The sequence below is a fragment of the Bradyrhizobium sp. DOA9 genome (assembly GCF_000617845.2).
GTDB lineage: Bacteria > Pseudomonadota > Alphaproteobacteria > Rhizobiales > Xanthobacteraceae > Bradyrhizobium.
This window is the reverse complement of sequence record NZ_DF820425.1, coordinates 4,567,737-4,593,927: the sequence shown is the minus strand read 5'-3', so window position 1 is coordinate 4,593,927 and position 26,191 is coordinate 4,567,737. Positions and strand designations below refer to the sequence as shown.

21 protein-coding genes and 1 pseudogene are annotated in these 26,191 nt (G+C 65.2%); 14 read left to right on the top strand and 8 right to left on the bottom strand.

Translation table 11 applies throughout. The features are described from left to right. Window positions 1-442: 442 nt before the first annotated feature. Window positions 443-676 carry a hypothetical protein gene (locus tag BDOA9_RS21415; protein ID WP_025036020.1) on the bottom strand — a complete coding sequence of 78 codons (234 nt, stop codon included), beginning with the start codon at window positions 674-676 and terminating at the stop codon, window positions 443-445. A gap of 172 nt (window positions 677-848) precedes the next feature. Between BDOA9_RS21415 and BDOA9_RS36840 the strand changes: the two genes are divergently transcribed. From BDOA9_RS36840 to BDOA9_RS21405, 3 genes are all read left to right on the top strand, one after another. Beyond that, window positions 849-1,031, top strand: coding sequence for a hypothetical protein (locus BDOA9_RS36840; protein WP_082847858.1), 183 nt, complete (start codon window positions 849-851; stop codon window positions 1,029-1,031). 241 nt (window positions 1,032-1,272) lie between these two features. Then, window positions 1,273-1,662, top strand: coding sequence for a response regulator (locus BDOA9_RS21410; protein ID WP_052363098.1), 390 nt, complete (start codon window positions 1,273-1,275; stop codon window positions 1,660-1,662). A 5-nt stretch (window positions 1,663-1,667) separates the two neighbouring features. After that, complete coding sequence (locus tag BDOA9_RS21405) at window positions 1,668-2,048, top strand: response regulator (RefSeq protein ID WP_025036018.1); 381 nt, start codon at window positions 1,668-1,670, stop codon at window positions 2,046-2,048. An 86-nt stretch (window positions 2,049-2,134) separates the two neighbouring features. Here BDOA9_RS21405 and BDOA9_RS21400 read toward each other — a convergent pair. The 4 genes and pseudogenes from BDOA9_RS21400 to BDOA9_RS21385 all read right to left on the bottom strand — a co-directional run. Next, window positions 2,135-3,034 (bottom strand): annotated as a pseudogene (locus BDOA9_RS21400) (NAD(P)-dependent oxidoreductase); the annotation flags it as partial. Continuing rightward, a protein-coding gene (prfB, locus tag BDOA9_RS21395) for a peptide chain release factor 2 (protein WP_152033387.1) occupies window positions 3,019-4,150 on the bottom strand; the annotation gives its coding sequence in 2 pieces (ribosomal slippage) (window positions 3,019-4,080 and window positions 4,082-4,150; 1,131 coding nt in all). The pseudogene BDOA9_RS21400 and the gene prfB, both read right to left, overlap by 16 nt. A 108-nt stretch (window positions 4,151-4,258) precedes the next feature. Further along, window positions 4,259-6,763: a penicillin-binding protein 1A gene (locus BDOA9_RS21390; protein WP_025036015.1), complete on the bottom strand. Its 2,505-nt coding sequence runs from the start codon at window positions 6,761-6,763 to the stop codon at window positions 4,259-4,261. A gap of 338 nt (window positions 6,764-7,101) precedes the next feature. Continuing rightward, on the bottom strand, window positions 7,102-8,397 hold the full coding sequence (locus BDOA9_RS21385) for an N-acetylmuramoyl-L-alanine amidase (protein ID WP_025036014.1): 1,296 nt from the start codon (window positions 8,395-8,397) through the stop codon (window positions 7,102-7,104). Between the two features lie 705 nt (window positions 8,398-9,102). Here BDOA9_RS21385 and BDOA9_RS21380 point away from each other — a divergent pair. After that, window positions 9,103-12,216, top strand: a complete 3,114-nt coding sequence (locus BDOA9_RS21380; RefSeq protein ID WP_025036013.1) for an Rne/Rng family ribonuclease — start codon at window positions 9,103-9,105, stop codon at window positions 12,214-12,216. 66 nt (window positions 12,217-12,282) lie between these two features. After that, window positions 12,283-13,515 (top strand): NAD(P)/FAD-dependent oxidoreductase, encoded by a 1,233-nt coding sequence (locus BDOA9_RS21375; protein ID WP_025036012.1) that lies wholly within the window; start codon window positions 12,283-12,285, stop codon window positions 13,513-13,515. 86 nt (window positions 13,516-13,601) lie between these two features. On the opposite strand, the gene BDOA9_RS21370 is transcribed toward BDOA9_RS21375, so the two are convergent. The 3 genes from BDOA9_RS21370 to BDOA9_RS21360 form a co-directional block, all read right to left on the bottom strand. Next, window positions 13,602-14,936, bottom strand: a complete 1,335-nt coding sequence (locus BDOA9_RS21370; RefSeq protein ID WP_025036011.1) for a dicarboxylate/amino acid:cation symporter — start codon at window positions 14,934-14,936, stop codon at window positions 13,602-13,604. 83 nt (window positions 14,937-15,019) lie between these two features. Beyond that, a complete protein-coding gene (locus BDOA9_RS21365; RefSeq protein ID WP_025036010.1) occupies window positions 15,020-15,577 on the bottom strand; it encodes a biotin transporter BioY in 558 nt (185 codons plus the stop codon). Between the two features lie 91 nt (window positions 15,578-15,668). Next, on the bottom strand, window positions 15,669-16,856 hold the full coding sequence (locus tag BDOA9_RS21360) for a pyridoxal phosphate-dependent aminotransferase (protein ID WP_025036009.1): 1,188 nt from the start codon (window positions 16,854-16,856) through the stop codon (window positions 15,669-15,671). A 204-nt stretch (window positions 16,857-17,060) separates the two neighbouring features. Here BDOA9_RS21360 and BDOA9_RS21355 point away from each other — a divergent pair, with 204 nt between their 5' ends. The 9 genes from BDOA9_RS21355 (at window position 17,061) to BDOA9_RS21315 (ending at window position 26,185) form a co-directional block, all read left to right on the top strand. Next, window positions 17,061-18,446 (top strand): M48 family metalloprotease, encoded by a 1,386-nt coding sequence (locus BDOA9_RS21355; RefSeq protein WP_025036008.1) that lies wholly within the window; start codon window positions 17,061-17,063, stop codon window positions 18,444-18,446. Window positions 18,447-18,542: 96 nt separating this feature from the next. Next, the gene (locus BDOA9_RS21350; RefSeq protein WP_025036007.1) at window positions 18,543-19,310 is read left to right on the top strand and encodes a DsbA family protein; all 768 of its coding nucleotides are present in this window, start codon (window positions 18,543-18,545) and stop codon (window positions 19,308-19,310) included. Between the two features lie 209 nt (window positions 19,311-19,519). Further along, window positions 19,520-20,353, top strand: coding sequence for a DUF1236 domain-containing protein (locus BDOA9_RS21345; RefSeq protein ID WP_025036006.1), 834 nt, complete (start codon window positions 19,520-19,522; stop codon window positions 20,351-20,353). A 227-nt stretch (window positions 20,354-20,580) separates the two neighbouring features. Then, window positions 20,581-21,048 carry a type II 3-dehydroquinate dehydratase gene (gene aroQ, locus BDOA9_RS21340; RefSeq protein WP_025036005.1) on the top strand — a complete coding sequence of 156 codons (468 nt, stop codon included), beginning with the start codon at window positions 20,581-20,583 and terminating at the stop codon, window positions 21,046-21,048. Window positions 21,049-21,083: 35 nt separating this feature from the next. Next, window positions 21,084-21,575 (top strand): acetyl-CoA carboxylase biotin carboxyl carrier protein, encoded by a 492-nt coding sequence (gene accB, locus BDOA9_RS21335; protein ID WP_025036004.1) that lies wholly within the window; start codon window positions 21,084-21,086, stop codon window positions 21,573-21,575. An 82-nt stretch (window positions 21,576-21,657) separates the two neighbouring features. Beyond that, the gene (gene accC / locus BDOA9_RS21330) at window positions 21,658-23,016 is read left to right on the top strand and encodes an acetyl-CoA carboxylase biotin carboxylase subunit (RefSeq protein WP_025036003.1); all 1,359 of its coding nucleotides are present in this window, start codon (window positions 21,658-21,660) and stop codon (window positions 23,014-23,016) included. 105 nt (window positions 23,017-23,121) lie between these two features. Next, the gene (locus BDOA9_RS21325) at window positions 23,122-24,648 is read left to right on the top strand and encodes a sensor histidine kinase (protein ID WP_025036002.1); all 1,527 of its coding nucleotides are present in this window, start codon (window positions 23,122-23,124) and stop codon (window positions 24,646-24,648) included. Then, window positions 24,645-25,085 carry a response regulator gene (locus BDOA9_RS21320; protein WP_025036001.1) on the top strand — a complete coding sequence of 147 codons (441 nt, stop codon included), beginning with the start codon at window positions 24,645-24,647 and terminating at the stop codon, window positions 25,083-25,085. The genes BDOA9_RS21325 and BDOA9_RS21320 overlap by 4 nt, the downstream gene beginning before the upstream one ends. Further along, a complete protein-coding gene (locus tag BDOA9_RS21315) occupies window positions 25,082-26,185 on the top strand; it encodes a sensor histidine kinase (protein WP_025036000.1) in 1,104 nt (367 codons plus the stop codon). Before BDOA9_RS21320 ends, BDOA9_RS21315 begins: the two co-directional genes overlap by 4 nt. Window positions 26,186-26,191: the final 6 nt, after the last annotated feature.

The window sequence follows — 26,191 nt, the reverse complement described above, 5'->3', positions numbered from 1 at the left end:
AATTGTTTGTTAGCCGGCCCCCCATAGTCACGAGTGCGTTTCATTCCCCGCAGTTTGTCACCTGTCCCCGGATCGCAGTGGCGATTATACTCGCGCAAGGATAAGTCGAGCGGCAGGCCTCTCCAGCGCAAGAAGCCAGCGTGAACAACTGCCCAGATAGCGGCTGTGGAAATTCCCGAATAGAGAATATCGCCAGCTGATCTCCCCATCAAAAACGTGACCAGAACAACGCCAAGCATCGCTCCTGTGGCGACCATGAGAACGTACGGTAAGCGATCCATCGAGCGGCCTCATTCGGAGGTTGCGCAACAAATATGTCACAGCCTTGAACCAGGTGTCCATGCTCAAGCTAGCGCGTAGGATGGGTTGAGCCCTTGCGAAACCCATCATGCTCCTTCGCATACGGAGGGAGGGCGATGGGTTCGCTGGCGCTCTACCCATCCTACGAGCTTTGTTCTGGTGAGCCGATTTCTTTGATGGTTAGCTCCGCCAACGCAAGTGCATTCGTCACGCCCCGTTGATGGATGTCGATCATCTTTTTAGCGACCAAAGCACAGACGGGATCGTCGCGGTCGGTTAGGTGGAGTTTGCGCAAAGCTTGGCGATAAGCCAATTCGAGAACGTGCGCCTGTTCGCTGGTAAGCTCAATATTGGAGATCAATCGCGAGATCGGCATGAAAGTGCACCCGGTGTCAGAGAAGGCGGGAGCGCAACGGTCTCTCAGTCACCGAAGAAGCCACGAGCCGGGCGATGATGTAAGTACCTTGCTACCTCAAGCAGTGGCAGTCAACCGGCTTGGAGTGCTAAATTACAGGTACCGCAAAATTCAACGTTCGTGGGGCTGCACCTTGAAGCTGTTGACGGAATATCTTGAGCGCGCAGTTCAGCTCGAAAAAATGGCAGCGAGCGAGCCGGATTCTGCCTTCAAAGACCAACTGCTTCAACAAGCTAGCGCATACCGGAAGCTCGCTGCAAAGCGAGCAAAAGACTATGGGCTGCCAGCTCCCAGCCCGCCTGAAAAAGCAGATTAGCGCACTCACCTCTACTCCCGACCGCTGCGCGTAGGATGGGTTGAGCCCTTGCTAAACCCATCATGCTCCGTCGCATATGGAGGGAGGTGATGGGTTTCGTTGGCGGTCTACCCATCCTACGAGCTGCCTAACATGGGATATTTTTCGGTGATGCTTCCGGCTTATAATTAGCAATCAACTCAAAGGTTTGGAACGTAGCACAACTCCAGAGGTTGGCCCGATGAGCGTTCCAGGAGCAACAATGGTCCCCCAAGAGCAGCTGAAGAGCGAGCGCGTGAGGGTTTTGCTCGTGGAGGACGAATGGTTCATCCGATTTGATCTAGCTGAGCAGCTTCGAGGCGCGGGCTTTGAGGTTGTTGAGGCGAGCACCGCAGATGATGCGATGGAGTACATTTCATCTGGCGAGCGGATCGACGCGCTTATAACCGACATCCGGATGCCGGGAACCCTTGACGGCCTCGAGTTGGCTGAAAGGGTACACGATATGCAACCCATGCTGCTTATCCTCGTTGCCTCTGGAAGCATTGAATTGGAGAGCGCAGCGAGCCGCGTAGGTAGGTTCATCCGCAAGCCCTATGATCCCAAGCAGATCGCAACATTGATCGCGGAGATGCTCGGCCCGGCGCTATAGCAAGCATGCAAACAGCAACTGTATTGCTCATCGAGCAAGACGTTCTCGTTCGCCATCCGCTCGCGGAGTACCTTCGCGAGTGCGGCTACCGCGTGGTGGAAGCAACTCAGCACGACGAGGCGCGTGAATGCCTCGAAAGCGGCGAACACGATATCGCCGTTGCCTTGATTGACGTAGGCGGCCCCACCGGTTCGGGGTTTGCGCTTTCTGCGTGGATACGGAGCAACCACCCGACTGTGAAGACGATGCTGGGCGCCACAATCGGGAAGGTTCTCGCTCTCGCGGGGGACCTTTGCGAGGAAGGTCCGCACGCCGCGAAAAGGCTGGATTATCGACCCGTGCTGAACCACATCCGCCAGCTGTTGGCGACGCGAAAGCGGACGTGACGTCCGCTGTGGGTCACAAGCCGTACAGCTCTCACGATTGAGGGCGTCCGCTTAAAGTCGCCAAGCTGAATTTATGAGTACACGTCCTACGCTTGCGTCGTCGGCCGCGACACCAGCTCGATCAACCGCCCTTCATCCTCGTCCGGCATCGCCGCTTTCGCCTGCGCGTAGGCCTCGACCGCGGCGCGCGCGACCAGCGGCTTGGCGGCCAAGAGGCTTTCTGCGAGCTTCACGGCGTAGGCGGCATCCTTGTGCCGCAGCGCTGCGGTAAACGTCGCGCCGCTGAAATCGCGGGCGACCATGCGCTTGGAGTGACGCTGAACCTGCGGGCTTGCGGCGACGCCTGACAGAATCGATTCCAGCACCAGGTTCATGTCGAGCCCGGCCTGCTCGGCAATCGCAAGGCCCTCGGCGAGGCCGGCGATCTGGATCGCGCCCATGAGATTGTTGATGAGCTTGTAGACCGTGCCGGAGCCGACCGCGCCGAAATGGCGGATGGTCGAGCCGATCGGTTCGAGATAAGGCCGCGCACGTTCGAGATCGGCGCTATCTGCGCCGACCAGAAGCGTCAGCTTGCCGGCCGCTGCCGCGTCCGGCAATCCCGTCACGGGGCAGTCGATGTAGATCAGCCCGCGCGCATTGAGCTCGCGGCCCATCTCGCGCGCATGGTCATAGGAGACGGTGGAGCATTCGATCGCGATGGTGCCTGATTTCGCCGTCTTGGCCGCGCCTTGCGGCCCGAGCCAGACCGCGCGCGAGGCCTCGTCGTCGGCGACCATGGTGACGACCGCGTCGGCATCGATCGCGGCATCCTCCGGCGAGGTCGCCCAGATCGCGCCGCGCGCGATCAGGTCCGCGGCCTTTGCCTTGCTGCGATTCCAGACCGTCACCGTGAAGCCGGCATCGAGATAGCGGCCGGCCATGCCATGGCCCATCCGCCCAAGCCCGATGAAGGCGACGCGCGGCATGGCTAGTCCACGTCCTCGACGTCGCCGGCGGTGGTGCCGAAGGCGCGCTGCGCCAGCGTCGCGGCCATGAACTCGTCGAGCTCGCCGTTGAGCACACCAGAAGTGTCGGAGGTCTGCACGCCCGTGCGCAAATCCTTCACCATCTGATAGGGCTGCAGCACGTAGGAACGGATCTGGTGGCCCCAGCCGATATCGGTCTTGGCGGCCTGGTCGGCGGCGGCCTTCTCCTCGCGCTTCTTCAGCTCGATCTCGTAGAGGCGCGCGCGCAGCATGTCCCAGGCCTGCGCCCGGTTCTTGTGCTGGGAGCGGCCGGCCTGGCAGACCACGGCAACGCCGGTCGGGATATGCGTCAGGCGCACCGCGGATTCGGTCTTGTTGACGTGCTGGCCGCCGGCACCGCCCGAGCGCATCGTGTCGACGCGGACGTCGGATTCCTTGATGTCGATCTTGATGCTGTCGTCGATGACGGGGAACACCTGGACGCTCGAGAACGAGGTGTGCCGCCGCGCATTGGAATCGAACGGCGAGATGCGCACGAGGCGATGCACGCCGGCTTCGGTCTTCAGCCAGCCATAGGCGTTGTGCCCGGACACCTGGATCGTCGCCGACTTGATGCCGGCCTCTTCGCCCTCGGATTCTTCGAGGTACTCGACCTTGAAGCCGTGGGTTTCGGCCCAGCGCGTGTACATGCGCAGCAGCATCTGCGCCCAGTCCTGGCTCTCGGTGCCGCCGGCGCCGGCGTGGACTTCGAGATAGGAATCGAAGCGGTCGGCCTCGCCCGACAGCAGCGCCTCGAGCTCGCGCCGCGCCACTTCCTTCTTGAGGTTCTTCAGCGCGGCTTCGGCTTCGGCCACGACGCCGTCATCGCCCTCGGCCTCGCCGAGCTCGATCATGCCGATGTCGTCTTCGAGCTCCTGCTCGACCTTGCCGATGCCGGAGAGCGAGTCCTCCAGCGAGGTTCGCTCCTGCATCAGCTTCTGGGCTTTCTGGGGGTCGTTCCAGAGGTTGGGATCTTCTGCGAGCTTGTTCAGCTCAGCGAGGCGCGCCGTCGATTTCTCGACGTCAAAGATGCCTCCTCAGCAGCCCGACTGACTGCTTGATCTCTTCTACCAACCGTTCGATTTCGGCGCGCATGTTGTTCTCTGTCTTGCGGAATCCCGCGTGCAGTTCGAGAGGGGATGTAGCGGCGGCGGCCGCAAAGCGCAACCGGTCCGAACCGAGATCGTCGGCCTTATCCGCGGCCTACCACAGTCCGCCGGTGCCCGGCCGCATGAGGAAACCGGAATCCGGCTGCTGTTGCGAAGCCGGCATGCCGCCGCGCCCGTCGGCGTCGGCAACGCCGATGACGGAGTAATTATCCGGCGGCGCCGTGCCCGGCTTGAAGGCTTCGAGGATGATCCCGCCGGTCTCGCCGGGGCCGGCACGCATGCCGGTCTTGGCGACGACGCGGACCAGCTTGATGCCGGCCGGCACCTTGAAGGGAACGGCGGGCTTGTCGGCGAGCGCGAGCTTGAGGAAATCGCGCGCGATCGGAGCGGCCAGATGGCCACCGGTCGCGGCATTGCCTTTGCCGAGCGGACGCGGCTTGTCGTAGCCCATGTAGATGGCGACGGCGACGTCGGGCGAGAAGCCGACGAACCAGGCGTCCTTGGCCTCGTTGGTGGTGCCGGTCTTGCCGGCGACCGGCTTGCCGACCTCCTTGACCACGGTCGCGGTGCCGGCCTGGACCACGCCTTCCATCAGCTCGGTGATCTGATAGGCGGTCATGGAATCCAGCACCTGCTCGCGGCGGTCGATCAGCTGCGGCTCGGGCTGGTTCTTCCAGCCGCCCGGCGCATCGCAGCCGCGGCATTCGCGCTGGTCGTGCTTGAAGATGGTGCGGCCGTAACGGTCCTGGATACGGTCGATCAGCGTCGGCTTCACGCGGCGGCCGCCATTGGCGAGCATCGAATACGCCGTGACCATGCGCATCGCCGTCGTCTCGCCGGCGCCGAGCGCGTAGGAGAGATAGTTCGGCAGCTCGTCATAGACGCCGAAGCGGCGGGCATATTCGCCGATCAAGGGCATGCCGATGTCCTGCGCGAGGCGCACCGTCACCGTGTTGAGCGACTGCCGCAGCGCATTGCGCAGCGTCACCGGTCCCTGGAATTTGCCGGAGGAGAAGTTTTCAGGCCGCCACACGCCGGCACCCTGGCCCTGGTCGATCTCGATCGGCGCGTCGAGCACGACGGTCGAGGGCGTGTAGCCGTTGTCGAGCGCGGCCGAATAGACGATCGGCTTGAACGACGAACCGGGCTGCCGATAGGCCTGGGTGGCGCGGTTGAACTGGCTCTGGTCGAACGAGAAGCCGCCGACCATCGCGAGCACGCGGCCGGTCCAGGGATCCATCACCACCATGGCGCCGGAGACCTCCGGGATCTGGCGGAGCCGGTACTGGCCTTCGACCGGGTGGCCGTCCTTGTAGAGCGGATCGGCATAGATCACGTCGCCGGGCTGGAGCACCTGCGACACCGCCGTCGGCGTCTTGCCCTTTGTGCCGCCCTGCACGGCCCGCGCCCAGCGCACGCCGTCGACCGTGACAATGCCGGTCTCGCGCTGCTTGCTGACGGCGCCGCCGAGCTCGCGGCTGGGCTGGAAGCCGATGCGCGCCGACTGGTCGCTGGTCTCCAGCACCACCGCCATGCGCCACGGCGAGATGTCGGACAGCGACTTGATCTCGGCGAGCTTCACGCCCCAGTCGCCCGAAATGTCGAGCTTGCTGATGGCGCCGCGATAACCCTGCTGCTCGTCATAATTGACGAGACCGGTGACCATGGCCTTGCGCGCCATGACCTGGATCTTCGGATCGAGCGTGGTGCGAACCGACAGGCCGCCCTCGTACAGCTTCTTCTCGCCGTAGCGCTCGAAAATGTCGCGGCGCACTTCCTCGGCGAAATATTCGCCGGCGAAAGTGTGGGCGCCGTTGGAACGGCTGGTGACGGCGAGCGGCTCCTTGCGCGCCTTGTCGGCGTCGGCCTGCTTGATCCAGCCGTTTTCCACAAGGCGGTCGATCACGTAATTGCGGCGCTCGATGGCGCGGTCGCGGTTGCGGACCGGATGCAGCGTCGCCGGCATCTTCGGCAGCGCCGCCAGATACGACGCTTCCGCCACCGTCAGCTCGTTCACCGACTTGTCGAAATAGACCAGCGAGGCCGCCGCGATGCCGTAGGCGCCGAGACCGAGATAGATCTCGTTGAGGTACAGCTCGAGGATCTTGTCCTTCGAATAGGTCTTCTCGATGCGCATCGCCAGCAAGGCTTCCTTGATCTTGCGGGCGAAGGAGACCTCGTTGGTGAGCAGGAAGTTCTTGGCGACCTGCTGGGTGATCGTGGACGCACCCTGCGGACGGCGGTTGGAGCCGTAGTTCTGGAGATAGAGCAGGCCCGCGCGCGCCATGCCGGTGTAGTCGATGCCGCCGTGCTCGTAGAAATTCTTGTCCTCGGCCGCGAGGAAGGCGTTGATGACGAGCTTCGGCACGGCCTGGATCGGCAGATACAGCCGCCGCTCCTTGGCGTATTCGCCGACCAGCGAACCGTCGACCGCGTGCACACGCGTCATCACCGGCGGCTCGTAATCCTGAAGCTGAGAGTAGTCCGGCAAGTCCTTGGAGAAATGCCAGATCAGGCCTGCCACGGCCCCGACACCGACAAGGAACACCACTGTTCCCGCGGCGAACAGGAAGCCCATGAACCGCACCAGCAAGCGCATTATCTGTTTATCCGTTCAAACCCTGGATCAGCCCAGTATCAGCCCCAAGTGGACCCAAAAAGCGGCACCCCAAAACTGGCACCAACCTCACGTCGCGAATTCACCGGCTTACGCAATCACATCAAGGCCGGACCTAAAGACGCTTGCCGAACAGGATTCTCGCCGATTCCGGAACCCTCTACCGGTTTCTATAAAGCGTCCGCTGTGGCCAAACTAGGGCCTTCCGGTCAACGGGAACAAACCGGCTCAGTTCGATGTCCCCCCGGTCGTCAATTTGACGATCCGGCGGTCGTCAATTTGACGATCCGGCGGTCGTCAATTTGACGATCCGGCGGTCGTCAATTTGACGATCCCGCCGTGGCCATCCGCTTGGTCAGGAATCCGTCGATCGCCTGGGCCATCGAGCCCACGGCGCGGGACCGCCAGCCCTCGGAGACGAGGTGCTCGAGATCCCCCTTGTTGGAGACGTAGCCGATCTCGACCAGCACCGAGGGCACGTCGGGCGCCTTCAGGACCCGGAAGCCGGCGGACTTCAGGGGATGCTTGTGCATCCGCACGGTCTGCTTCATTTCGCTCATCAAATGGCGGGCGAAACGGTTTGAAAAGGTGCGGGTTTCGCGCTGCGTGAGGTCGATCAGGATGTCGGCGACGTCGGTCGGCTCCTCCGCGAGATTGAAGCCGGCGATCGCATCGGCCCGGTTCTCCGCATCCGCCAGCCGCTGGGCCTCGGCGTCGGAGGCCTTGTCGGAGAGCGTATAGATGGTCGCGCCCTGCGCATCGCCCTCGGCCCGCGGCAGCGCATCGGCATGGATCGAGACGAACAAGGCGGCCTTGAGATTGCGGGCGATCTTGGTGCGGTCATTGAGAGGGATGAACGTGTCGTCCTCTCGCGTCATCACCACGCGGTACTTGCCGGCCTTTTCCAGCTTGTCGCGGAGCGCCAGGCCGAAAGCCAGCACCAGGTTCTTCTCGCTCTCGCCGCTCGATTGCGTCCCGTTATCGATGCCGCCATGGCCGGGATCGATCACCACCACCGGCCGACCATCGCCCTTCTGCTGCGCGGCCTCCGGGGCCGGCGCGCTTGGAGCCGTGGCAGGCGGCGCTTCCGCGATTCCAGGACGCAGCTCGGGTCGGTTCTCGGGGGCACGCGACGCCACGAAGGCGGCGCGGTCGACCTCCTCCAGCTCGAGCACGAGCCGGGCCGGTTGGCCGTTGGCCGCCTCCAGCACGTAGGACTTGGCGATCTTCGCCGGCCCGGTCAGGTCGAACACGATTCGCGAGCCGCCGGGCATGACGAGCCCGTAGCGGAAGGCCTTGACCAGTCCCCGCCCCCCGCTTCCGGTCCCGGCGGGCAGCTGAAAATTCAGCTGCGGCACGTCCACCACCGCGCGATAGGGGTCGGCCAGCGTGACGGCGCGGAAGGTGACGGTCTGGTCGAGGTCGAGGATGAAGCGGGTCTGCTTGCCGTCGCCGGCCAGGCGTGCGGCCGAGGCGACCGGAAAATTCTCTGCGACGGCAGCAGGTTGCGGCCGGCTTTCGGCGGCGATCAGGCGCGAGGAATCAGCACACGGCAATGCCGCGACGCACAGCAACACGCCACCCAGCAGAATCCGTCGATTTGTGCGGCTCGCCACCGATTCCGTGCCTCCGAGCAGCTCTCTTAACGCAATAAAACCACAGGGTTAATCGATCCTTAATGACGGTAACGCGAAACTCTCCGACTGTGACCGCCGTGCGACGCTCCCTTGCACCGATGGCTCATTCCTCGTATGTACGGAGTGCTGACGGCCGATATTTCCGGTTGTGTCGCATTCAGCCTCCCGGTGCAGCGCCGGAACTCTCAAGGTTTGGGAATTCCAGCGTTTTCCGTTTCCCTCTAAGACCAGCGCGGTGCGCGGCAGCGAGGTGGAGCGGGTCAAGCCCCGGCGGCGGACGGTCTCGGATTACCACTCATGTGACCGGGACGGTTCTGACAGCGGCGTAACCCATTACCCGGCCCCTTGATCCCAAGGGGGCGGTTCGTGATCCCCAAGGCGAGCGCGCTCGCGCCGTGCCTGGCCAGCAGCAAACGATTGAAGGGCGGCCTCGCCGCCCAGTGTTTCATACGGGCCGACGCTTGATGCGCCAGACTGTGCCGACGAAATCTGAAGGAGCATTCGCGACGCTGCGGAGTGACAATCCCGCGCGTCGCAATGGTCCTGAAGCTTCCGGTTCGGCAAGGCGCGAGAGACGGCGTTTCGGCCTTCCCCTCACCCCCGAATCAGGTGGACCGTCGCGTCACCCGGCGGCGCGATACGCGCCCACGGCTTATCGCGCCCGCCGCCGCCAAGAGTTAAGACATGCCCAACAAGATGTTGATCGATGCCACCCACCCGGAAGAGACCCGGGTCGTCGTGGTCCGCGGCAATCGCGTCGAAGAGTTTGATTTCGAGACCGCGCAACGCAAGCAACTGCGCGGGAATATCTACCTCGCCAAGGTCACAAGGGTCGAACCCTCGCTCCAGGCCGCCTTCGTCGAATATGGCGGCAACCGCCACGGCTTCCTCGCCTTCAGCGAAATCCATCCCGACTATTACCAGATCCCGGTCGCCGACCGGCAGGCGCTGATCGAGGCCGAGGAACAGGCCCACCGCGAGGCCGAGGAAGAGAGCGAGAATCGCTCGCACGGGCGTCGCCGCTCACGTCACCGCAACGCCCGCCGACGCGGTCATGGCGAGCGCGTGCGCAGCGACATCGTCGAAGGTCTCGAGGCCGGCGCCGATCCCGCCGCCCAGCCGGTCGAAGGTGCCGCGCTGCCGGAGCATGCCGAGGGCGAGCATCTGCACGCCGATGCGGAGCATCACGGCGAGCACGAGGGCCACGATCACGAGCATGGCGACCATGATCATGACGATCATCATCATGCCCATGACGACGAGCACCATCACGCTCACGATGACGGCCATGAGCACGAGCGCGATCATCACGATCATGATCACGCCGACGAGACGCCCGCGCCTGTCGCGGCAATCGGCGCCGAGCCCGCGGTCGAGACAATTGCCGAGCCGCAGCCGGCTCCAAGCTTCGACGCTCCCGCTCCCGAAGCTTATGCCGCGGAAGCGCACGCGGAGCCTCTGGCCGAGGCCGTGACGTCGGCCGCCGAGCCGGCCGATGCCGTCTACGTCGCCGGCGAGAGCACTGACGGGCCGCATGCCGAGGCCGCCCAAACCGGAGAAGAACAAGCCGGTGAAGAGGACGACGAGGACGAGGACGACGGCGAGGAAGCCGAAGAGGAAGTCGTCGAATCCGTCGGCGGCGACGACGTGCTGGAGGAAGTGCCGGAGCGCACCTTCCGTCCGCGCCGTCAGTACAAGATCCAGGAAGTCATCAAGCGCCGCCAGGTGATGCTGGTGCAGGTGGTCAAGGAAGAGCGCGGCAACAAGGGCGCGGCGCTGACGACCTATCTCTCGCTGGCCGGCCGCTACGCCGTGCTGATGCCGAACACGGCACGCGGCGGCGGCATCAGCCGCAAGATCACCAGCGCGCAGGACCGCTCGCGCCTGAAGGAAGTGGTGCAGGACCTCGACGTGCCCGAGGGCATGGGCATCATCCTGCGCACCGCGGGCGCCGCCCGGACCAAGCCCGAGATCAAGCGCGACTTCGAATATCTGATCCGGATGTGGGAGACGGTGCGCGACCTCACGCTGAAGTCGCAGGCCCCGACGCTCGTCTACGAGGAAGGCTCGCTGATCAAGCGCTCGCTACGCGACCTCTACAACAAGGAGATCGACGAGATCCAGGTCGCCGGCGAAGCCGGTTACCGCGAAGCCCGCGACTTCATGAAGATGCTGATGCCCGCCAATGTCAGCGCGGTGAAGCAATATCGCGACGGCCAGCCGCTGTTCTCGCGCATGGGGGTCGAGAGTCAGCTCGACGCGATGTTCTCGCCGACCGTGCAGCTGCGCTCCGGCGGCTACATCGTGATCAACCAGACCGAGGCGCTGGTCTCGATCGACGTCAACTCCGGTCGCTCGACCCGCGAACACCATATCGAGGACACCGCGCTCAAGACCAATCTGGAGGCGGCCGAAGAGGTCGCCCGCCAGCTCCGCCTGCGCGACCTCGCCGGCCTGATCGTCATCGACTTCATCGACATGGACGAGAAGCGCAACAACCGTGCGGTCGAGCGCAAGCTATCCGACTGCCTGAGGCAGGATCGCGCGCGCATCCAGGTCGGCCGCATCTCGCATTTCGGCCTCTTGGAGATGTCGCGCCAGCGCATCCGCGCCAGCGTGCTGGAGAGCTCGACCGATCCGTGCCCGCATTGCGGCGGCACCGGCCACGTCCGCTCGGTGTCTTCGGTGGCGCTGCAGCTCTTGCGCGGCCTCGAAGAGATCCTGATGAAGGGCGCGACCCACAATCTCGTGGTCCGCACCCGCACCGACGTCGCGCTCTATGTGCTGAACCACAAGCGCGGCCATCTGCGCGATCTCGAGAACGGCTTCAAGGTCACGCTGTCGGTGATTGCAGACGCAAGCGTCAACGGCCCGCAGGCCTATGTGATCGACCGCGGTGAGCAGGTGCATACGCTCGAAGCCGCCAAGGCGCTGCTCGTCGCGCAAGCCGCTGCGAGCCCGCCGCCGCTGGCCGAAGAAGCCTATGACGACGAGGACGGCTTCGACCTGGAGACCGAATCCGAGGTCGAAACCGACGAGACCGAGGGCCTTGCCGACGACCAGGCTGGCGGCGAGGCAGCCTCCGAGCAGGACGGCCAGCGCCGCAAGCGCCGTCGCCGTCGGCGCGGTCGCGGTAGCCAGCGCGAAGGTGAGTTGCGCGAGGATACGGCGCCGACCCTGCCCGAGCCCGCGATGGTCGCTGGCGAAGGCGAGGACGAGACCGAGTCCGAGCAGGACGGTGAGGAAGGCGAGGAACAGGCGGCCCGTGGCGAGCAGCAGGGCAGCGGTGATCGCCGGCGCCGGCGTGGTCGCCGCGGCGGACGCCGCCGTCGCGGTAGCGGCGAGGAAGGTCTTGCCGGCTCCATCAGTGACGAGCTCGGCATCAACCCGCCGCCGGAAGCTGCTGACGCAGTGGCCGATTTCGACGGCTTCGGCAGCCAGGCTTCGCCCTCGATCGCGCAGGCCGAGCCGACCGGCGAGCCGCAAGTTGCGCAGCCTGAGCCGCATACCGAGATAAAGACCGAGGCGCCGGCCCAGCCGGAGCCCGCTCCCGCCGCGATGACCGCAACGGCGGACGAAGAGCCGGCCGGCGACAAGGTCGCGCGGCGCCGCTCCACCGTGCGCGAAAAGGTGAGCTTCCTGCCGAACAGCCAGGCGGAGCCGGCAACGCCGGCGGCGGAGGCAACCGAACCGCTTGCCGCGCCGGCACCTGAGCCCGTGCCGGAGGCGACGAGCGAAACCCCGGCCGCCCCGCGCCGTGCGGGCTGGTGGTCACGCCGTTTCGGCGGCGGCGAGTAAAGGGACAAAAGGAGTTGAAACCGCCCGGCCCAACCGGGCGGTTTTGATTTGAAGGGGTCAGCTGCGATGCAAAGCGCAATCATTCTCGGCGGCGGCATGGTGGGCGTGGGCGCCGCGCTGCATCTGCAGCAGCGCGGCTGGTTGGTGACGCTGGTCGATCGCCGGGAACCGGGCCGCGAGACCAGCTACGGCAATGCCGGGATGATCCAGGCCGAAGCGGTGCGCCCCTATCCGATGCCGCGCGACCTCGCTTCGCTCTTGAAGATCGCGACCGGCCGCACCAACGACGTGCGTTACAGCCTCTCCTCGCTGCATCTGCATATCGAGCCCCTGCTCCGCTATTGGTGGCATTCGGCGCCGAAGCGCCATCGCGAGGCGATCGAGGCCTGGGCTCGGCTGATCGCCTACGCAACTTCCGAGCACGACATCCTGATCCGCGAGGCGCATGCCGACAATCTCATCCGCCGCGCCGGCTACCGCGCGCTGTTTCGCGATGCCGCTTCATTGGATCTCTCGGTCAAGGCCGCCGAGGAAGACCAGCGCGAATTCGGCGTGAACTTTCGCGTGCTGTCCGGCAGCGAGCTTGCCAGGGCCGAGCCGATCCTGCGCGACGATCTCCCGGGAGCGATCCATTGGCTGGACACCTGGACCGTGTCCGACCCCGGCGCGCTGGTCACGGCCTATGCCGAGTTGTTCGAGCGCCTCGGCGGCAGGATCGTGCTCGGCGATGCGCAGAGCTTGCAGCAGACCGCGACCGGCTGGTCGGTCGACACTGACCAGGGCCGCATCGACGCAGCCCACGCCGTCGTGACGCTCGGGCCGTGGTCGCCCGATTTGTTGTACAAGTTTGGCTATCGCATCCCGCTGGTGCGCAAGCGCGGCTACCACATGCATTACAGCGGCGGCGCTTCGCTCGACCTGCCTCTCATCGACAAAAACGGCGGCTACGCCATGGGGCCGATGGCCAAGGGCATCCGCATCACCACCGGCGCCGAATTGACCGGCGCGGACGCGCTCGCAACCCCGGTGCAGCTCGCCAGCGCCGAAGCATCCGCGCGCGAGTTGATCGACCTCGGCAAGCGGGCCGAGCCCGCCCCGTGGTTCGGCACCCGCCCCTGCACGCCCGACATGCTGCCGGTGCTCGGCCGCGCCCCGCGCCACCCCGGTCTCTGGATGAATTTCGGCCACGGCCATCAGGGTTTTACGCTGGGCCCGGCGACCGGACGCCTGCTCGCGGAGATGATGAGCGGCGAAACACCGGCAGTCGATCCCACGCCGTACCGGCCCGAGCGGTTCTAGCCCATAAGGAACAGGGCTGATCGAGGATCTCGACCAGCCCTGTTCCTTGAAGGTCCGACAGCGCAGCTCGCGCTGCCGGAGCCGGATCAGTCCGTGGTGATCGCCGTCTCCATGTCGGTCGGATCGATCTCCTTGGCGAGGTTGGCATTGAGCTTGTCGCGGTCGAGCTCGCCTTCCCACCAAGCGACGATCACGCAGGCGACGCCGTTGCCGCACAGATTGGTCAGCGCGCGACACTCGCTCATGAACTTGTCGATGCCGAGCACGATCGCCATGCCCGGCACGAGGCGCGGATCGACCACCGCGAGCGTCGCCGCCAGCGTGATGAAGCCGGCGCCGGTGATGCCGGAGGCGCCCTTCGAGGTCAGCATCGCCACCACCAGGATGGTGATCTGCTGGCCGAAGGAGAGCTCGACGCCGAGCGCCTGCGCGATGAACAGCGTCGCCAGCGTCATGTAGATGTTGGTGCCGTCGAGGTTGAACGAGTAGCCCGTGGGCACGACGAGGCCGACCACCGACTTGGAGCAGCCGAGCCGCTCCAGCTTCTCCATCATGGAGGGCAGCGCGCTTTCCGAGGACGAGGTGCCGAGCACGATCAAGAGCTCGTCCTTGATGTAGGCGAGGAACTTGAAGATCGAGAACCCGGCCATGCGCGCGATGAGGCCGAGCACGACGAACACGAACAGCGCAGCCGTGACGTAGAAGGTCGCGATCAGGCCGATCAGATTGAGGATCGCACCGGTGCCGAACTTGCCGATCGTGTAGGCCATCGCGCCGAACGCGCCGATCGGCGCCGCGCGCATCACGATCGAGATGACGCCGAACACCGCGTGCGCGGCGTCGTCGATGAAGGCGCGGATGGTGTGGCCGCGCTCGCCGAGGCTCATCAAGGCGAAGCCGAACAAGATCGCGAACAGCAGCACCTGGAGGATTTCACCCTGCGCGAACGCGCCGACCACGGTATCGGGAATGATATGCAGGACGAATTCAACGCTCTTCTGTGCCTTGGCCTGATCCGCAAATTTTGCGACTGCCTCCGCACTTGCCGCCGCATTGCCGAAGCCGGAGCCCGGCTTGACGAGATTGCCGACGACGAGGCCGAGCACCAGGGCGAAGGTCGAGACGACCTCGAAATAGACCAGCGCCTTCACGCCGATGCGGCCGACCTTCTTGGCGTCCTGGATGTGGGCGATGCCGGAAACGACCGTGCAGAAGATGATCGGGGCGATCACCATCTTGATCAGCTTGATGAAGCCGTCGCCGAGCGCCTTGATCCAGTCGTTGGTGGCGACGGACGGCCACAGCCATCCGACGATGGCGCCGAGCACGATGGCGATCAGCACCTGGACGTAAAGGACTTTGTACCACGGCTTGGCGACGGGCGGCGCGACCGGCGCCCCCGCTATCGTTGTCGTCGTCATCGCTTCACTCCCCTCAAACGCTCGGGCCAGCCAAGATCAACTTGGCCGGCCCTGTCAATTCAAACTGCTGGTTGTATCGCGCTTTACGCGCGGCGATCGACGATGCGGCGTGCTGCCGGCATCAACGCCGCACCGAGTGCGTTCTTGACCAACGACCCCGCAATGAACGGCACAATGCCGACCTGCCAGGCCTTCGCTGCACCGAGACCGAGGCCAAAGGCCAACCAGCCGAAGCCGGCGGCAAGAATGACCACATGGCCAGCGGCCATCGCTGCAAACAGCAGCACGACGCTCCGATCCCAGCCGCGTTCGGCGAGCCAACCGGTCACGAAGGCTGCCCCAACGAAACCGAACAGATAGCCTGCGGTCGGCCCGACCAGCGGCGCGATACCCCCCACAGGGCCCGCAAACACCGGCAGCCCGAGCGCGCCCTCGGCGAGGTAGGCGATCATGGTTGCGCTGCCAAGCCGCCAGCCATAAGCGGCGCCGATCATCAGCACCACCAGCGTCTGCAGCGTCATCGGCACGTAGGGCAGCGGCAGGTTCACCTTGGCCGACAGCGCCATCAACGCGGTGCCGAGTGCAATCAGCACGACGGCACGAAAGCCGCCGACCGCTTCGCCCGGTCGCGTCGGCCACATCAATGCGGCGAGAGAAGAATGTGGCGTAGCGGCGGACGGGGCGGAACGGTCGGGCACGTCGAACTCCGGAGGCTGAAGAAAACTGGCGCGGTTATTTAAGCCACTCAGCAATCCGGTCAACTGCCTCCCTCATCTCTTCAGGAGAACGTGCATAGGAAAAGCGGACGAACGAGCGTCCATGGACAGGATCGAAATCGAGGCCGGGCGTTGCCGCCACGCGCGCCTGCTCCAGCATCTGCTTGGCGAAGTCGAAACTGTCCGAGGTGAAGTCCGAGACGTCGGCATAGAGATAGAAGGCGCCGTCAGCCGGCAGGAATCTCGTCAGTCCGGCCTTGGGCAAACCATCGATCAGGACACGCCGGTTTTCCTGATAGCCGTGCTTGATCGCCTCCATCTCCGCCGCGCCGTCGAATGCAGCCTCCGCCGCAATCTGCGACAACGACGGCACCGAGATCGAGAGGTTCTGCTGCAGCCGCTCGATCGGCCGCACCAGGATCTCGGGCACGACCATCCAGCCGACGCGCCAGCCGGTCATGCAAAAATACTTCGAGAACGAGTTGATCACGAGCGCGTGCGCGGACAGCGCCGCCGCCGTCACGGCTGGAAACGCGTAGTCGAGCCCGTGATAGATCTCATCCGAGATGAAGCGGATGCCGGCGTCTTCCGCCGCCGCGATCAGGCCGGCGAGCGCGTCGCGGGACATCATCGTCCCCGTCGGATTGGCGGGGCTGCCGACCAGAACGCCCTTCAGCGGCGCCTTGCGATGGGCCGCGAGCAGCGCCTCGCCGGTCAGCGCGTGCCGCGTCTCGTTCGTGGTCTCGATCAGCACCGGCTCGCAGCCGAGCGCGGTCAGGATGTGTCGATACGGCGGATAGCCCGGCACCGTCACGGCGACGCGATCGCCGGGCTCGAACATCGACAGGAAGGCCAGGATGAACCCGCCGGAGGAACCTGTCGTCACCACGATCCGCTCGGGGCTGACATCGCAGCCATAGGTGTCGCGATAGTGACGGGCGATCCGTGCGCGCAGGCTGGGGATGCCGAGCGCCGAGGTGTAGTCGATCCGTCCCGCCTCGAGCGCGGCATGGGCGGCAGCGATCGCGGTCTTGGGCGCGCCGGCTGCGGGCTGGCCGACCTCCATGTGGATGACATGCCCCCCGGCGGCCTCGATTCGGGCCGCCGCGGCCATGACGTCCATCACCATGAACGGGGGAACATCGCTGCGGCGGGAGGGCTCGAGCCACTGCCCCAACCGGTTCCTCAATGTCGCATCGTGCATCGATTTCTGCTATTGGCTGGCGAACCGGCCCGTCCGGTCCGAAAACGGGGCACTTGCGCCCCAGACTGGCCGCATTGTACGGCTCATTAAGGGCAACGCTCGCAAGGGCATATCGCGTATCCGGTCCCCCGCCAATCACCAAAACCAACACGAAACTGCTTGACCGAGACCACTTGACAGAGCCCGTTTGACCAAGACCGTTTGATGTCGCTCCAGATCGCATTGCGCAAGAAGGCCTCCGCCCTCACCGTCCTCGTCACGGCCACGGCGATCGCGCTGACGCCGTTCTCGGCCGCGCGCGCGCAGGCCAAGGGGCCGCCGGTCCTGCGCGACACCGAGACCGAGCAGCTGCTGCGCGAATACACGCGCCCGATCCTGCGCGTTGCCGGTCTGGAGAAGCAGAACATCCAGATGGTGATCATCAACGACGGCTCGTTCAACGCGTTCGTCGCGGACGGCCGCCGCATCTTCGTCAATTGGGGCGCGATCCTGCAATCGGAGACGCCGAACCAGATCATCGGCGTGCTCGCGCACGAGACCGGACATCTGGCGGGCGGCCATCTGTCCAAGCTGCGCGAGCAGCTCGCCGCCGCCCAGACCCAGATGATCATCGCGATGTTGCTCGGAGCCGGCGCGATTGCCGCGGGCAGCGCAGGCAACAATGGTCTCACCAATGCCGGCGCCGCCGCGATCGCCGCTCCGCAGGAGGTCATCCGCCGCTCGCTGCTGTCCTATCAGCGGCAGCAGGAGGAGAACGCCGACCGTGCCGGCGTGAAATTCCTGGCTGCGACCCAGCAATCGCCCAAGGGCATGTACGAGACGTTCAAGCGCTTCACCAGCGAGAGCCTGTTCGCCGCGCGCGGTGCCGATCCCTACCTGCAGTCGCATCCGATGCCGGCCGAGCGCGTCGCCGCGCTGCAGGAGTTCGCAAGCTCCAGCCCCTACTGGAACAAGAAGGACGATCCCGCGCTCCAGCTCCGGCACGACATGGTCCGCGCCAAGATCTCCGCCTTCATGGAGCGGCCGGAGACGGTGTACCGCCGCTATCCCCAGACCAACGACAGCCTGCCGGCGCGCTATGCCCGCGCCATCAGCACCTATCTGCACGGCGATCTGCGCAGTGCGCTCGCCCAGATCGACGCGCTGATCCAGGTGCAGCCGAACAACCCGTATTTCTACGAGGTGCGCGGCCAGGCGCTGCTCGAAAGCGGCAAGGCGGCCGAGGCGATCGCTCCCTTGCGCAAGGCCGCCGCACTCTCGAACAACGCCCCCCTCATCGAGATGTTACTTGGGCAGGCTCTGGTCGGAACCGATAATAAGGCCTACACCGACGAGGCCGTTCGGATTCTCCGCGCCGCGGTGGCCCGGGAGCCCGAGGCGGCGCTCGGTTATACCCAGCTCGCGATGGCCTATGGCCGGAAGGGAGATTATGCGGAGGCAGATCTCGCCTCGGCCCAGGCCGCATTTTTGCGCGGCGACAACAAGACCGCCCGCGAGCTTGCCACGCGCGCGAAAACCCGTTTCGCCGTCGGCACGCCCGGATGGGTCAAGGCCGACGACATCGTTGCGGCGAAGCCGCCGCGCAACTGACGCAACTCGAACGACGCCCGACCACGACGTCACGACACCGGGCTTGAATCCACCGGGACGTTTCTCGAAACCTGCTTTGGATAAGAGGATTTGACTATGCCTTCGCTGCGCCTGCTCGCTCCTGCCTTGTTCGCGCTCGCCATGTTCGGCGCAGCCGTGCCCGCCTCGGCCGACAGTTTCTCCGACAGCCAGCGCACCGAGATCGAGAAGATCATCAAGAACTATCTCGTCAGCCATCCCGAGGTGCTCGAGGAGGCCATGGCCGAGCTCAGCAAGCGCCAGGCCGCGGCGGAAACGCAGAAGCACGAAGCCAGCATCGCGCAGAACGCCGAGGCGATCTTCAACTCGCCGCGCCAGGTCGTGCTCGGCAACAGGGACGGCGACGTCACTTTCGTCGAGTTCTTCGACTACAATTGCGGCTATTGCAAACGCGCCATGGACGACATGCTCACCATCATGAAGGGCGATCCGAAGCTCAAGGTCGTGCTGAAGGAGTTTCCGGTGTTGAGCCAGGGCTCGGTCGAAGCGGCGCAGGTCGCGGTCGCCGTGCGCATGCAGGATCCCTCCGGCAAGAAATATCTCGACTTCCACCAGAAGCTGCTCGGCGGCCGCGGCGCCGCCGACAAGGCCCGCGCGATGCAGGCCGCCAAGGAAGCCGGTCTCGACACGGCCCGCATCGAGAAGGACATCGCCAGTCCCGAGGTGCGCGCCACCATCGAGGAGAATTTCAAGCTCGCCGAAGCGATGGGCATGAATGGCACACCGAGCTACGTGATCGGCAAGCAGATCGTGATCGGCGCTGTCGGCGTCGAGAGCCTCAAGGAAAAGATCGGCATCGCCCGTTGCGGCAAGGCGACTTGCTGATCACACGTTTTGCGATAGCGAGAACGGAAAAGGCCGGCAGAGATGCCGACCTTTTTTCTTGCGCTGAACGTGGGCGCCTTCGTGCAAAGTCATTCATCTGGCGTTCAACAAACAAATGCCGCGGAACAGTCGAAGTTCCGGAACAACTCAAATCTCCTTTCGTTGTCGGCGCGGGCAATGACGCGAACGAACACGTGAGGAGAATTTCGATGTTGAACCGCTTTATGATTTCGGTTGCCGCCGTCGCACTCGTCGCGGGCGCTGGTCTGGCGAACGCACAAGACAAGGGCCGCGACACCGGCGGTGGCTCGCAGCAGATGCAGCATTCGCAGCCTTCCGGCGGCGCCGCTGAGCGCGGCGGGTCGATGGGCCGCGATTCCATGAGCCATGACAAGGGTACTGTCGGCCAGTCCGGCGGCTCCGACACCATGAAGTCCGGTCGGGCTTCGGAGGACAAGTCCGGCACGATGAACAAGAACGCGGCCGACGACAAGTCCGGTGCCACCAAGGGCCAGCGCACCGACGACCGCGCGCAAGGTCAGATGGACAAGTCCCAGCAGGACAAGTCCAAGAGCATGAGCCAGGACACCAGCAAGTCCGGAGCCAAGGACCAGAAGGACATGAAGGCTGAGGGCAGCAAGAGCGGCACCTCGACCAACAACGCCGAGACCCAGAAGGGCACCGGCACGAGCACCAACCAGAATGCCCAGGGCCAGACCGGCACCAGCTCGACCCAGAACGCGCAGGGCCAGAGCTCGACCACGGTTGGCCAGGCCGGCGCCGCTGCCAAGCTTTCGACCGAGCAGCGGACGCAGATCACGTCCGTGATCCGCGAGCAGCGCGTCGCCCCGGTGACCAACGTGAACTTCTCGATCGCGGTCGGCACCCGCATTCCGCGGGAGGGTATCACCCTTCACGCCCTGCCGTCGCGGGTCGTGACGATCTATCCGGAGTGGCGGACCTACAAGTACGTCCTGGTCCGTGATGAGATCGTCATCATCAATCCGGACACCTACGAGATCGTGGCCGTCCTGAACGTCTAAGGCCGGACACCGGCAATCTCGGGGGCGGGCAGCTTGCCCGCCCCTTTGCATGCGCCCGGCAGCCATGCTTCGGCCTGGTTAACAAGCAATTTCCGTAGTTTCCGCACAGGTTTTTGCGCACTGGATGAGGTGCTTGAACCGGCCCTCGAGGCCCTTCAAGGCTTCCCCTCACGCGCTTTGTTACCTATAACCCCCGCCACGCCGAAACACCTCTTTCCGGGATTGGAATGGCCGAACCTGCAACCGACACGATCCTCGTCCTGAACGGGCCCAACCTCAACATGCTGGGGACCCGCGAGCCCGACAAGTATGGCCACGCGACGCTGGCCGATGTCGAGGCGCTGTGCCGGGAGACGGCCGCGACGTTCGGCCTGAAGGCCGACTGCCGGCAGTCCAACCGCGAGGGCGAGCTGATCGACTTCATCCACGAGGCGCATCGGCGCAAGATGAAGGGCATCATCATCAATGCCGGCGGCTATTCCCACACCTCGATCGCGCTGCATGATGCGCTGCTCGCCGTGCAGATTCCGACGGTCGAAGTGCATGTGACCAACATCCATGCCCGCGAGAGCTTCCGTCACCATTCCTACACCGCGCGCGCGGCGTTCGCCTCGCTCTGCGGTTTCGGCATCGAGGGCTACCGCCTCGCCATCCAGGGCCTTGCCGCCAAGCTCGGCATCAAGCCCAACGCCTGACGCCCCCTTCCAACAGAACATTCGGATCAAACAACATGGCGCGCCAGCCAGACGACAAAGCAGCCGCAAAGTTTTCCAGCGAGGATTCCGCGCTCGTTCGCGAGCTTGCTCTTCTGCTCGACGAGACCAGCCTCACCGAGATCGAGATCGAGCGGGCGGGCCTGCGCCTGCGCGTCGCGCGCAACATCAGCGTTGCCGCGACCATGCCGATGCAGGTGACGGCTCCTGCCGCCGCGCTTCCGGCGGCAAGTGCTGCCGCGCCCGCCCCTGCCGCGGCCGATCTGTCGAAGCATCCCGGCGCCGTGACCTCGCCGATGGTCGGCACCGCCTATTGGGCGCCGGAGCCGGGCGCCAAGCCGTTCATCGACGTCGGCGCCAAGGTCTCCGTCGGCCAGACGCTGCTGATCATCGAAGCCATGAAGACGATGAACCAGATCCCCTCGCCGCGCGCCGGCACGGTGACGCAGATCCTGGTCGAGGACGGCCAGCCGGTCGAGTACGGCGAGCCGCTGGTCATTATTGAGTGACGCGAATGGGGAATAGCGAATAGCGAATGGCGTCAGCCTTCCCTACTCGCCATTCGCCACTCGCCATTCGCTGCAGGACAACATGTTCGACAAGATCCTCATAGCCAATCGCGGCGAGATCGCCCTTCGCATCCTCAGGGCCTGCAAGGAGCTCGGGATCGCCACCGTCGCCGTGCACTCCACCGCAGACGCCGACGCCATGCATGTGCGGCTGTCGGACGAGAGCGTCTGCATCGGGCCGCCGGCGTCCAAGGACAGCTATCTCAACGTGCCCGCCCTGCTCGCGGCCTGCGAGATCACCGGCGCCGATGCCGTGCATCCCGGTTACGGCTTCCTCTCCGAGAACGCGCGCTTTGCGGAAATCCTCGCCGAGCACAATCTGCACTTCATCGGCCCGAAGGCCGAGCACATCCGCCTGATGGGCGACAAGATCGAGGCCAAGAAGACCGCCAAGCGCCTCGGTATCCCCGTGGTGCCCGGCTCGGACGGCGCCGTCGGTCCCGACGACGATGCGCTGGCGATCGCCAGGAAGATCGGCTTCCCCGTACTGGTGAAGGCGGCGGCGGGCGGCGGCGGCCGCGGCATGAAGGTCGCGCACAGCGAGGCCGACCTGCAGGTGGCGCTGTCGACGGCGGCGAACGAGGCCAAATCCGCCTTCGGCGATGCCTCCGTCTACCTGGAAAAGTACCTGCAGAAGCCGCGCCATATCGAGATCCAGATCCTCGGCGACGGCCGCGGCGGCGCGATCCATCTCGGCGAGCGCGACTGCTCGCTGCAGCGCCGCCACCAGAAGGTCTGGGAGGAAGGCCCCTCGCCGGTGCTCGCCGCCGCCGCGCGCGCCAGGATCGGCGAGACCTGCGCGAAAGCGATGCGCGAGATGAAATATCTCGGCGTCGGCACCATCGAATTCCTGTTCGAGGACGGCGAGTTCTACTTCATCGAGATGAACACCCGCATCCAGGTGGAGCATCCCGTCACCGAGAGCATCACCGACATCGATCTCGTGCTGGAGCAGATCCGCATCGCCGCCGGCGGCGACCTGCCGGCCAGGCAGGACGAGGTCCAGGTCATCGGCCATGCGATCGAGTGCCGCATCAACGCCGAGAACCCGCAGACCTTCCGCCCCTCGCCGGGCCGGATCCTGCAATATCATCCGCCCGGCGGCCTCGGGGTGCGGATCGATTCCGCCGTCTACCAGGGCTACACGATCCCGCCCTATTACGATTCCCTCGTCGGCAAGCTGATCGTGCACGGCAAGACCCGCGCCGAATGCCTGATGCGGTTGCGGCGGGCGCTCGACGAGATGGTGGTCGAGGGCATCGAGACCACGCTGCCGCTGTTCCGCGCGCTGGTGCGCGAAGCCGACATCATCAACGGCGACTACCACATCCATTGGCTGGAGCAGTACCTCGCCGGCAAGGCGGAACCCGCCCCGCGATAACCTCGTCCCCGCATGGAACCCTTTGGCCGCCATCGCGTTCTGGACGGTTGGGGCTGGTCGAAGGGGGCGTCTTGTACGTCATTGCACGCAAGCAGGTGAACCGTCGTGACGGCTGAAGGCCAGCGGCGGCGCGCATTCTGGCAGATCCTGCTGTTCGCGGCGGGCCTTTTGGTGCTGACCGTGATCAGCGCCGGCTCGGTCTACCTCGTCAACAAGGCGCGCGAGGACAACAAATGGGTGGTTCACACCATCGAGGCTGAAAACCAGATCAATGCCCTGCTGCTGGAAATCCGGCGTGCGGAAAGTGCCGCCCGAGGCTACCTGCTGACCCGAAGATCGGATTTCAAGGTAGACCATGACAAGGCCGTCGCTGCGGTCGTGCCTGCGCTCGACAGGCTCACCCGCCTGATCGGCGACAACCCGCAGCAGCGCCAGAGCATCGAAAAGCTGAGTTCGGCGATCGAGACGCGGCTCGGCCAATTCGCGCAGGAGATGGACTTCATCCGTCAGGACCAGCCGGAGAAGGCCGCAGCGTTGGTTCGCGAGCTTGCCTCGGCCGATGCCACGGCGGCGATCGCCGAAGTGGCGGCGGGAATGCTTCGGGAAGAGGAACGGCTGTTCCGCCTCCGCACCGCCAACTCCGACCGCAGCCAGACCCTCGCCGCCTCGATGACCGGCGTCGGCTCGGGTCTCGTCGTGGTATTGGCCCTGATCTCGATCTGGCTGGTGCGGCGCTCTTCCCGCGCCCGCGACGAGGCCGAAACCCGCCTGCGCGAGGCCTACGCCAATCTGGAGGCCGTCGTCGACGAGCGCACGGCGGACCTGCGCGAAGCCAACGACGAGATCCAGCGCTTTGCCTATATCGTCAGCCACGATCTGCGCTCGCCGCTCGTCAACATCATGGGCTTCACCAGCGAGCTGGAAGAGCTCGGCCGGGACATCTTCCGCCGCATCGGCAGCCTCGCGCAGGGTCCCGCGGAGGGCGCGCCGCTCGCGCCTGCCGCGCCGGGCGAGATCGCGCTCGAAGGCGCCGACAAGCAGCTCTCGGAGGATTTCGCCGAAGCGCTCGGCTTCATCAAATCGTCGATCGCCAAGATGGATCGGCTGATCTCGGCCATCCTCAACCTGACCCGCGAGGGCCGGCGCGAATTCCAGCCGGTGAAGATCGACACGCGCGAGCTGATCGAGGCGATCGTCTCGACGCTGGCGCACCAGGCCGCCGAGGCGCAGGCCGAGATCCACCTCGAGCCGCTGCCGGACCTCGTCAGCGACCGGCTCGCCCTCGAGCAGATATTCTCCAACCTGATCGACAACGCGGTCAAATATCTCAAGCCCGGCGTGCCCGGCGTGATCAGGATCCGCGGGCGGACCAAGCTCGGCTACGCTATCTTCGAGGTCAGCGACAACGGCCGCGGCATCGATCCCAAGGACCATCAGCGGATATTCGACCTGTTCCGCCGCGCGGGAACCCAGGACAAGCCCGGCCAGGGCATTGGTCTTGCGCATGTACGTGCACTTGTGCGTCGCCTCGGCGGCACCATGTCGGTATCATCGGAACTTGACGAGGGCAGCACCTTCACGATCACGCTGCCGATCGCCTGGAACGCGAGCAACCGGAACAGAGATCGATGACCCAGCCTGTCACCATCATCATGGTCGAGGACGACGAGGGCCACGCCCGCCTGATCGAGCGCAACATCCGCCGCTCGGGCGTCAACAACGAGATCGTCTCCTTCACCACGGGAACCGACGCCATGCGGCACCTGTTCGGCGCCGACGGTTCCGGGCTCGTGCAGAAGGGCAACGCCCTCCTGATCCTGCTCGACCTCAATCTCCCCGACATGAGCGGGATAGACATCCTGCGGCAGATCAAGGAGAACAAATATCTGAAGGCCTCGCCCGTGGTGGTGCTGACCACCACGGACGATTCCCAGGAGATCAAGCGCTGCTACGAGCTCGGCTGCAACGTCTACATCACCAAGCCCGTCAACTACGAGAATTTCGCCAACGCCATCCGGCAGCTCGGGCTGTTCTTCTCGGTCATCCAGGTCCCGCCCGCCGCCCCATGAACCAGCGCACGCCGACACTGCTCTACATTGACGACGACGATGCGCTGGCGCGCCTGGTCGATCGCGGCCTGACGCGGCGCGGCTTCCGGGTCGTCCATGCCGCGAGCGGCGAGGCAGGCCTCGAGCGCATCCGCCGCGCCGACACCGAAGGCGGCATCGATGTCGTCGCGCTCGACCAGTACATGCCGGGCCTCGACGGGCTCGAGACGCTCGAGCAGATCATGGCGATCCCGGAGGCGCCGCCGGTCGTGTTCGTCACGGCTTCGCAGGATTCCAGCATCGCGGTCACCGCGCTCAAGGCGGGAGCGGCCGATTATCTGGTCAAGGACGTCCAGGGCGACTTCATCCCGCTCCTCCACGTCGCCGCCGAAGGCGCGCTGCGCCAGGCCGAGCTGCAGCGGGCGCGCGAGGAAGCCGAGGCCGAGATCCACGCCTCGCGCGACCGCTACGCGGCGCTCGCCGCCGAACGCGAGCTGCTGCTGCGCGAGGTCAACCACCGCGTCGGCAACTCGCTCCAGATCATCGCCTCGCTGCTGCACCTGCAGGCAAGCTCCGCCGCGCAGGACGAGGTCAAGGCGGCGCTGACCAATGCGATGGGCCGCGTCGCCGCGGTGGCGCAGGTGCACCGCCGCCTCTACACCTCGCAGGACCTCAAGAGCGTGGTCCTCAATCAATACCTGGACTCGCTGCTCGAGGATCTCCGCCGCTCGGCCGAAGGCAACCGCATGTCGCGCCTGACGCTGAAGGCCGAGCCGATCGAGATCGATCCGGACCGTGCGGTCGCCGTCGGCATCATCGTCAACGAGCTGGTGATGAACGCGGTGAAATACGCCTATCCCGACGGCGCCGGGCCGATCCATGTCGAGCTGATCTCGCGGGGCGATGATCTCCAGCTGTCGATCACCGACGACGGAGTCGGCGACAACGTCAAGGCCGATCCGCGCTCCACCGGCATGGGCCAGCGCATCGTCGCAGCCATGGCCACCAAGCTCGATGCCGCGGTCGAGCGCGATCCCGCCCATTCCGGAACGCGGGTCGTGCTGAAGTTCGGCCGCCTGCCCGCAAGCGTCGCCAAGGCCAGCACCGCTGCGGCGAGCTGAGCGGTC

What these genes read in the sequence shown, in the direction of transcription:
- BDOA9_RS21415 (WP_025036020.1), bottom strand. Translation starts at nt 676, where the DNA reads ATGCCGATCTCGCGATTGATCTCCAATATTGAGCTTACCAGCGAACAG.
- BDOA9_RS21410 (WP_052363098.1), top strand. Translation starts at nt 1,273, where the DNA reads ATGGTCCCCCAAGAGCAGCTGAAGAGCGAGCGCGTGAGGGTTTTGCTC.
- BDOA9_RS21405 (WP_025036018.1), top strand. Translation starts at nt 1,668, where the DNA reads ATGCAAACAGCAACTGTATTGCTCATCGAGCAAGACGTTCTCGTTCGC.
- BDOA9_RS21390 (WP_025036015.1), bottom strand. Translation starts at nt 6,763, where the DNA reads ATGCGCTTGCTGGTGCGGTTCATGGGCTTCCTGTTCGCCGCGGGAACA.
- BDOA9_RS21380 (WP_025036013.1), top strand. Translation starts at nt 9,103, where the DNA reads ATGCCCAACAAGATGTTGATCGATGCCACCCACCCGGAAGAGACCCGG.
- BDOA9_RS21375 (WP_025036012.1), top strand. Translation starts at nt 12,283, where the DNA reads ATGCAAAGCGCAATCATTCTCGGCGGCGGCATGGTGGGCGTGGGCGCC.
- BDOA9_RS21370 (WP_025036011.1), bottom strand. Translation starts at nt 14,936, where the DNA reads ATGACGACGACAACGATAGCGGGGGCGCCGGTCGCGCCGCCCGTCGCC.
- BDOA9_RS21365 (WP_025036010.1), bottom strand. Translation starts at nt 15,577, where the DNA reads ATGTGGCCGACGCGACCGGGCGAAGCGGTCGGCGGCTTTCGTGCCGTC.
- BDOA9_RS21360 (WP_025036009.1), bottom strand. Translation starts at nt 16,856, where the DNA reads ATGCACGATGCGACATTGAGGAACCGGTTGGGGCAGTGGCTCGAGCCC.
- BDOA9_RS21355 (WP_025036008.1), top strand. Translation starts at nt 17,061, where the DNA reads ATGTCGCTCCAGATCGCATTGCGCAAGAAGGCCTCCGCCCTCACCGTC.
- BDOA9_RS21350 (WP_025036007.1), top strand. Translation starts at nt 18,543, where the DNA reads ATGCCTTCGCTGCGCCTGCTCGCTCCTGCCTTGTTCGCGCTCGCCATG.
- BDOA9_RS21345 (WP_025036006.1), top strand. Translation starts at nt 19,520, where the DNA reads ATGTTGAACCGCTTTATGATTTCGGTTGCCGCCGTCGCACTCGTCGCG.
- aroQ (WP_025036005.1), top strand. Translation starts at nt 20,581, where the DNA reads ATGGCCGAACCTGCAACCGACACGATCCTCGTCCTGAACGGGCCCAAC.
- accB (WP_025036004.1), top strand. Translation starts at nt 21,084, where the DNA reads ATGGCGCGCCAGCCAGACGACAAAGCAGCCGCAAAGTTTTCCAGCGAG.
- accC (WP_025036003.1), top strand. Translation starts at nt 21,658, where the DNA reads ATGTTCGACAAGATCCTCATAGCCAATCGCGGCGAGATCGCCCTTCGC.
- BDOA9_RS21320 (WP_025036001.1), top strand. Translation starts at nt 24,645, where the DNA reads ATGACCCAGCCTGTCACCATCATCATGGTCGAGGACGACGAGGGCCAC.
- BDOA9_RS21315 (WP_025036000.1), top strand. Translation starts at nt 25,082, where the DNA reads ATGAACCAGCGCACGCCGACACTGCTCTACATTGACGACGACGATGCG.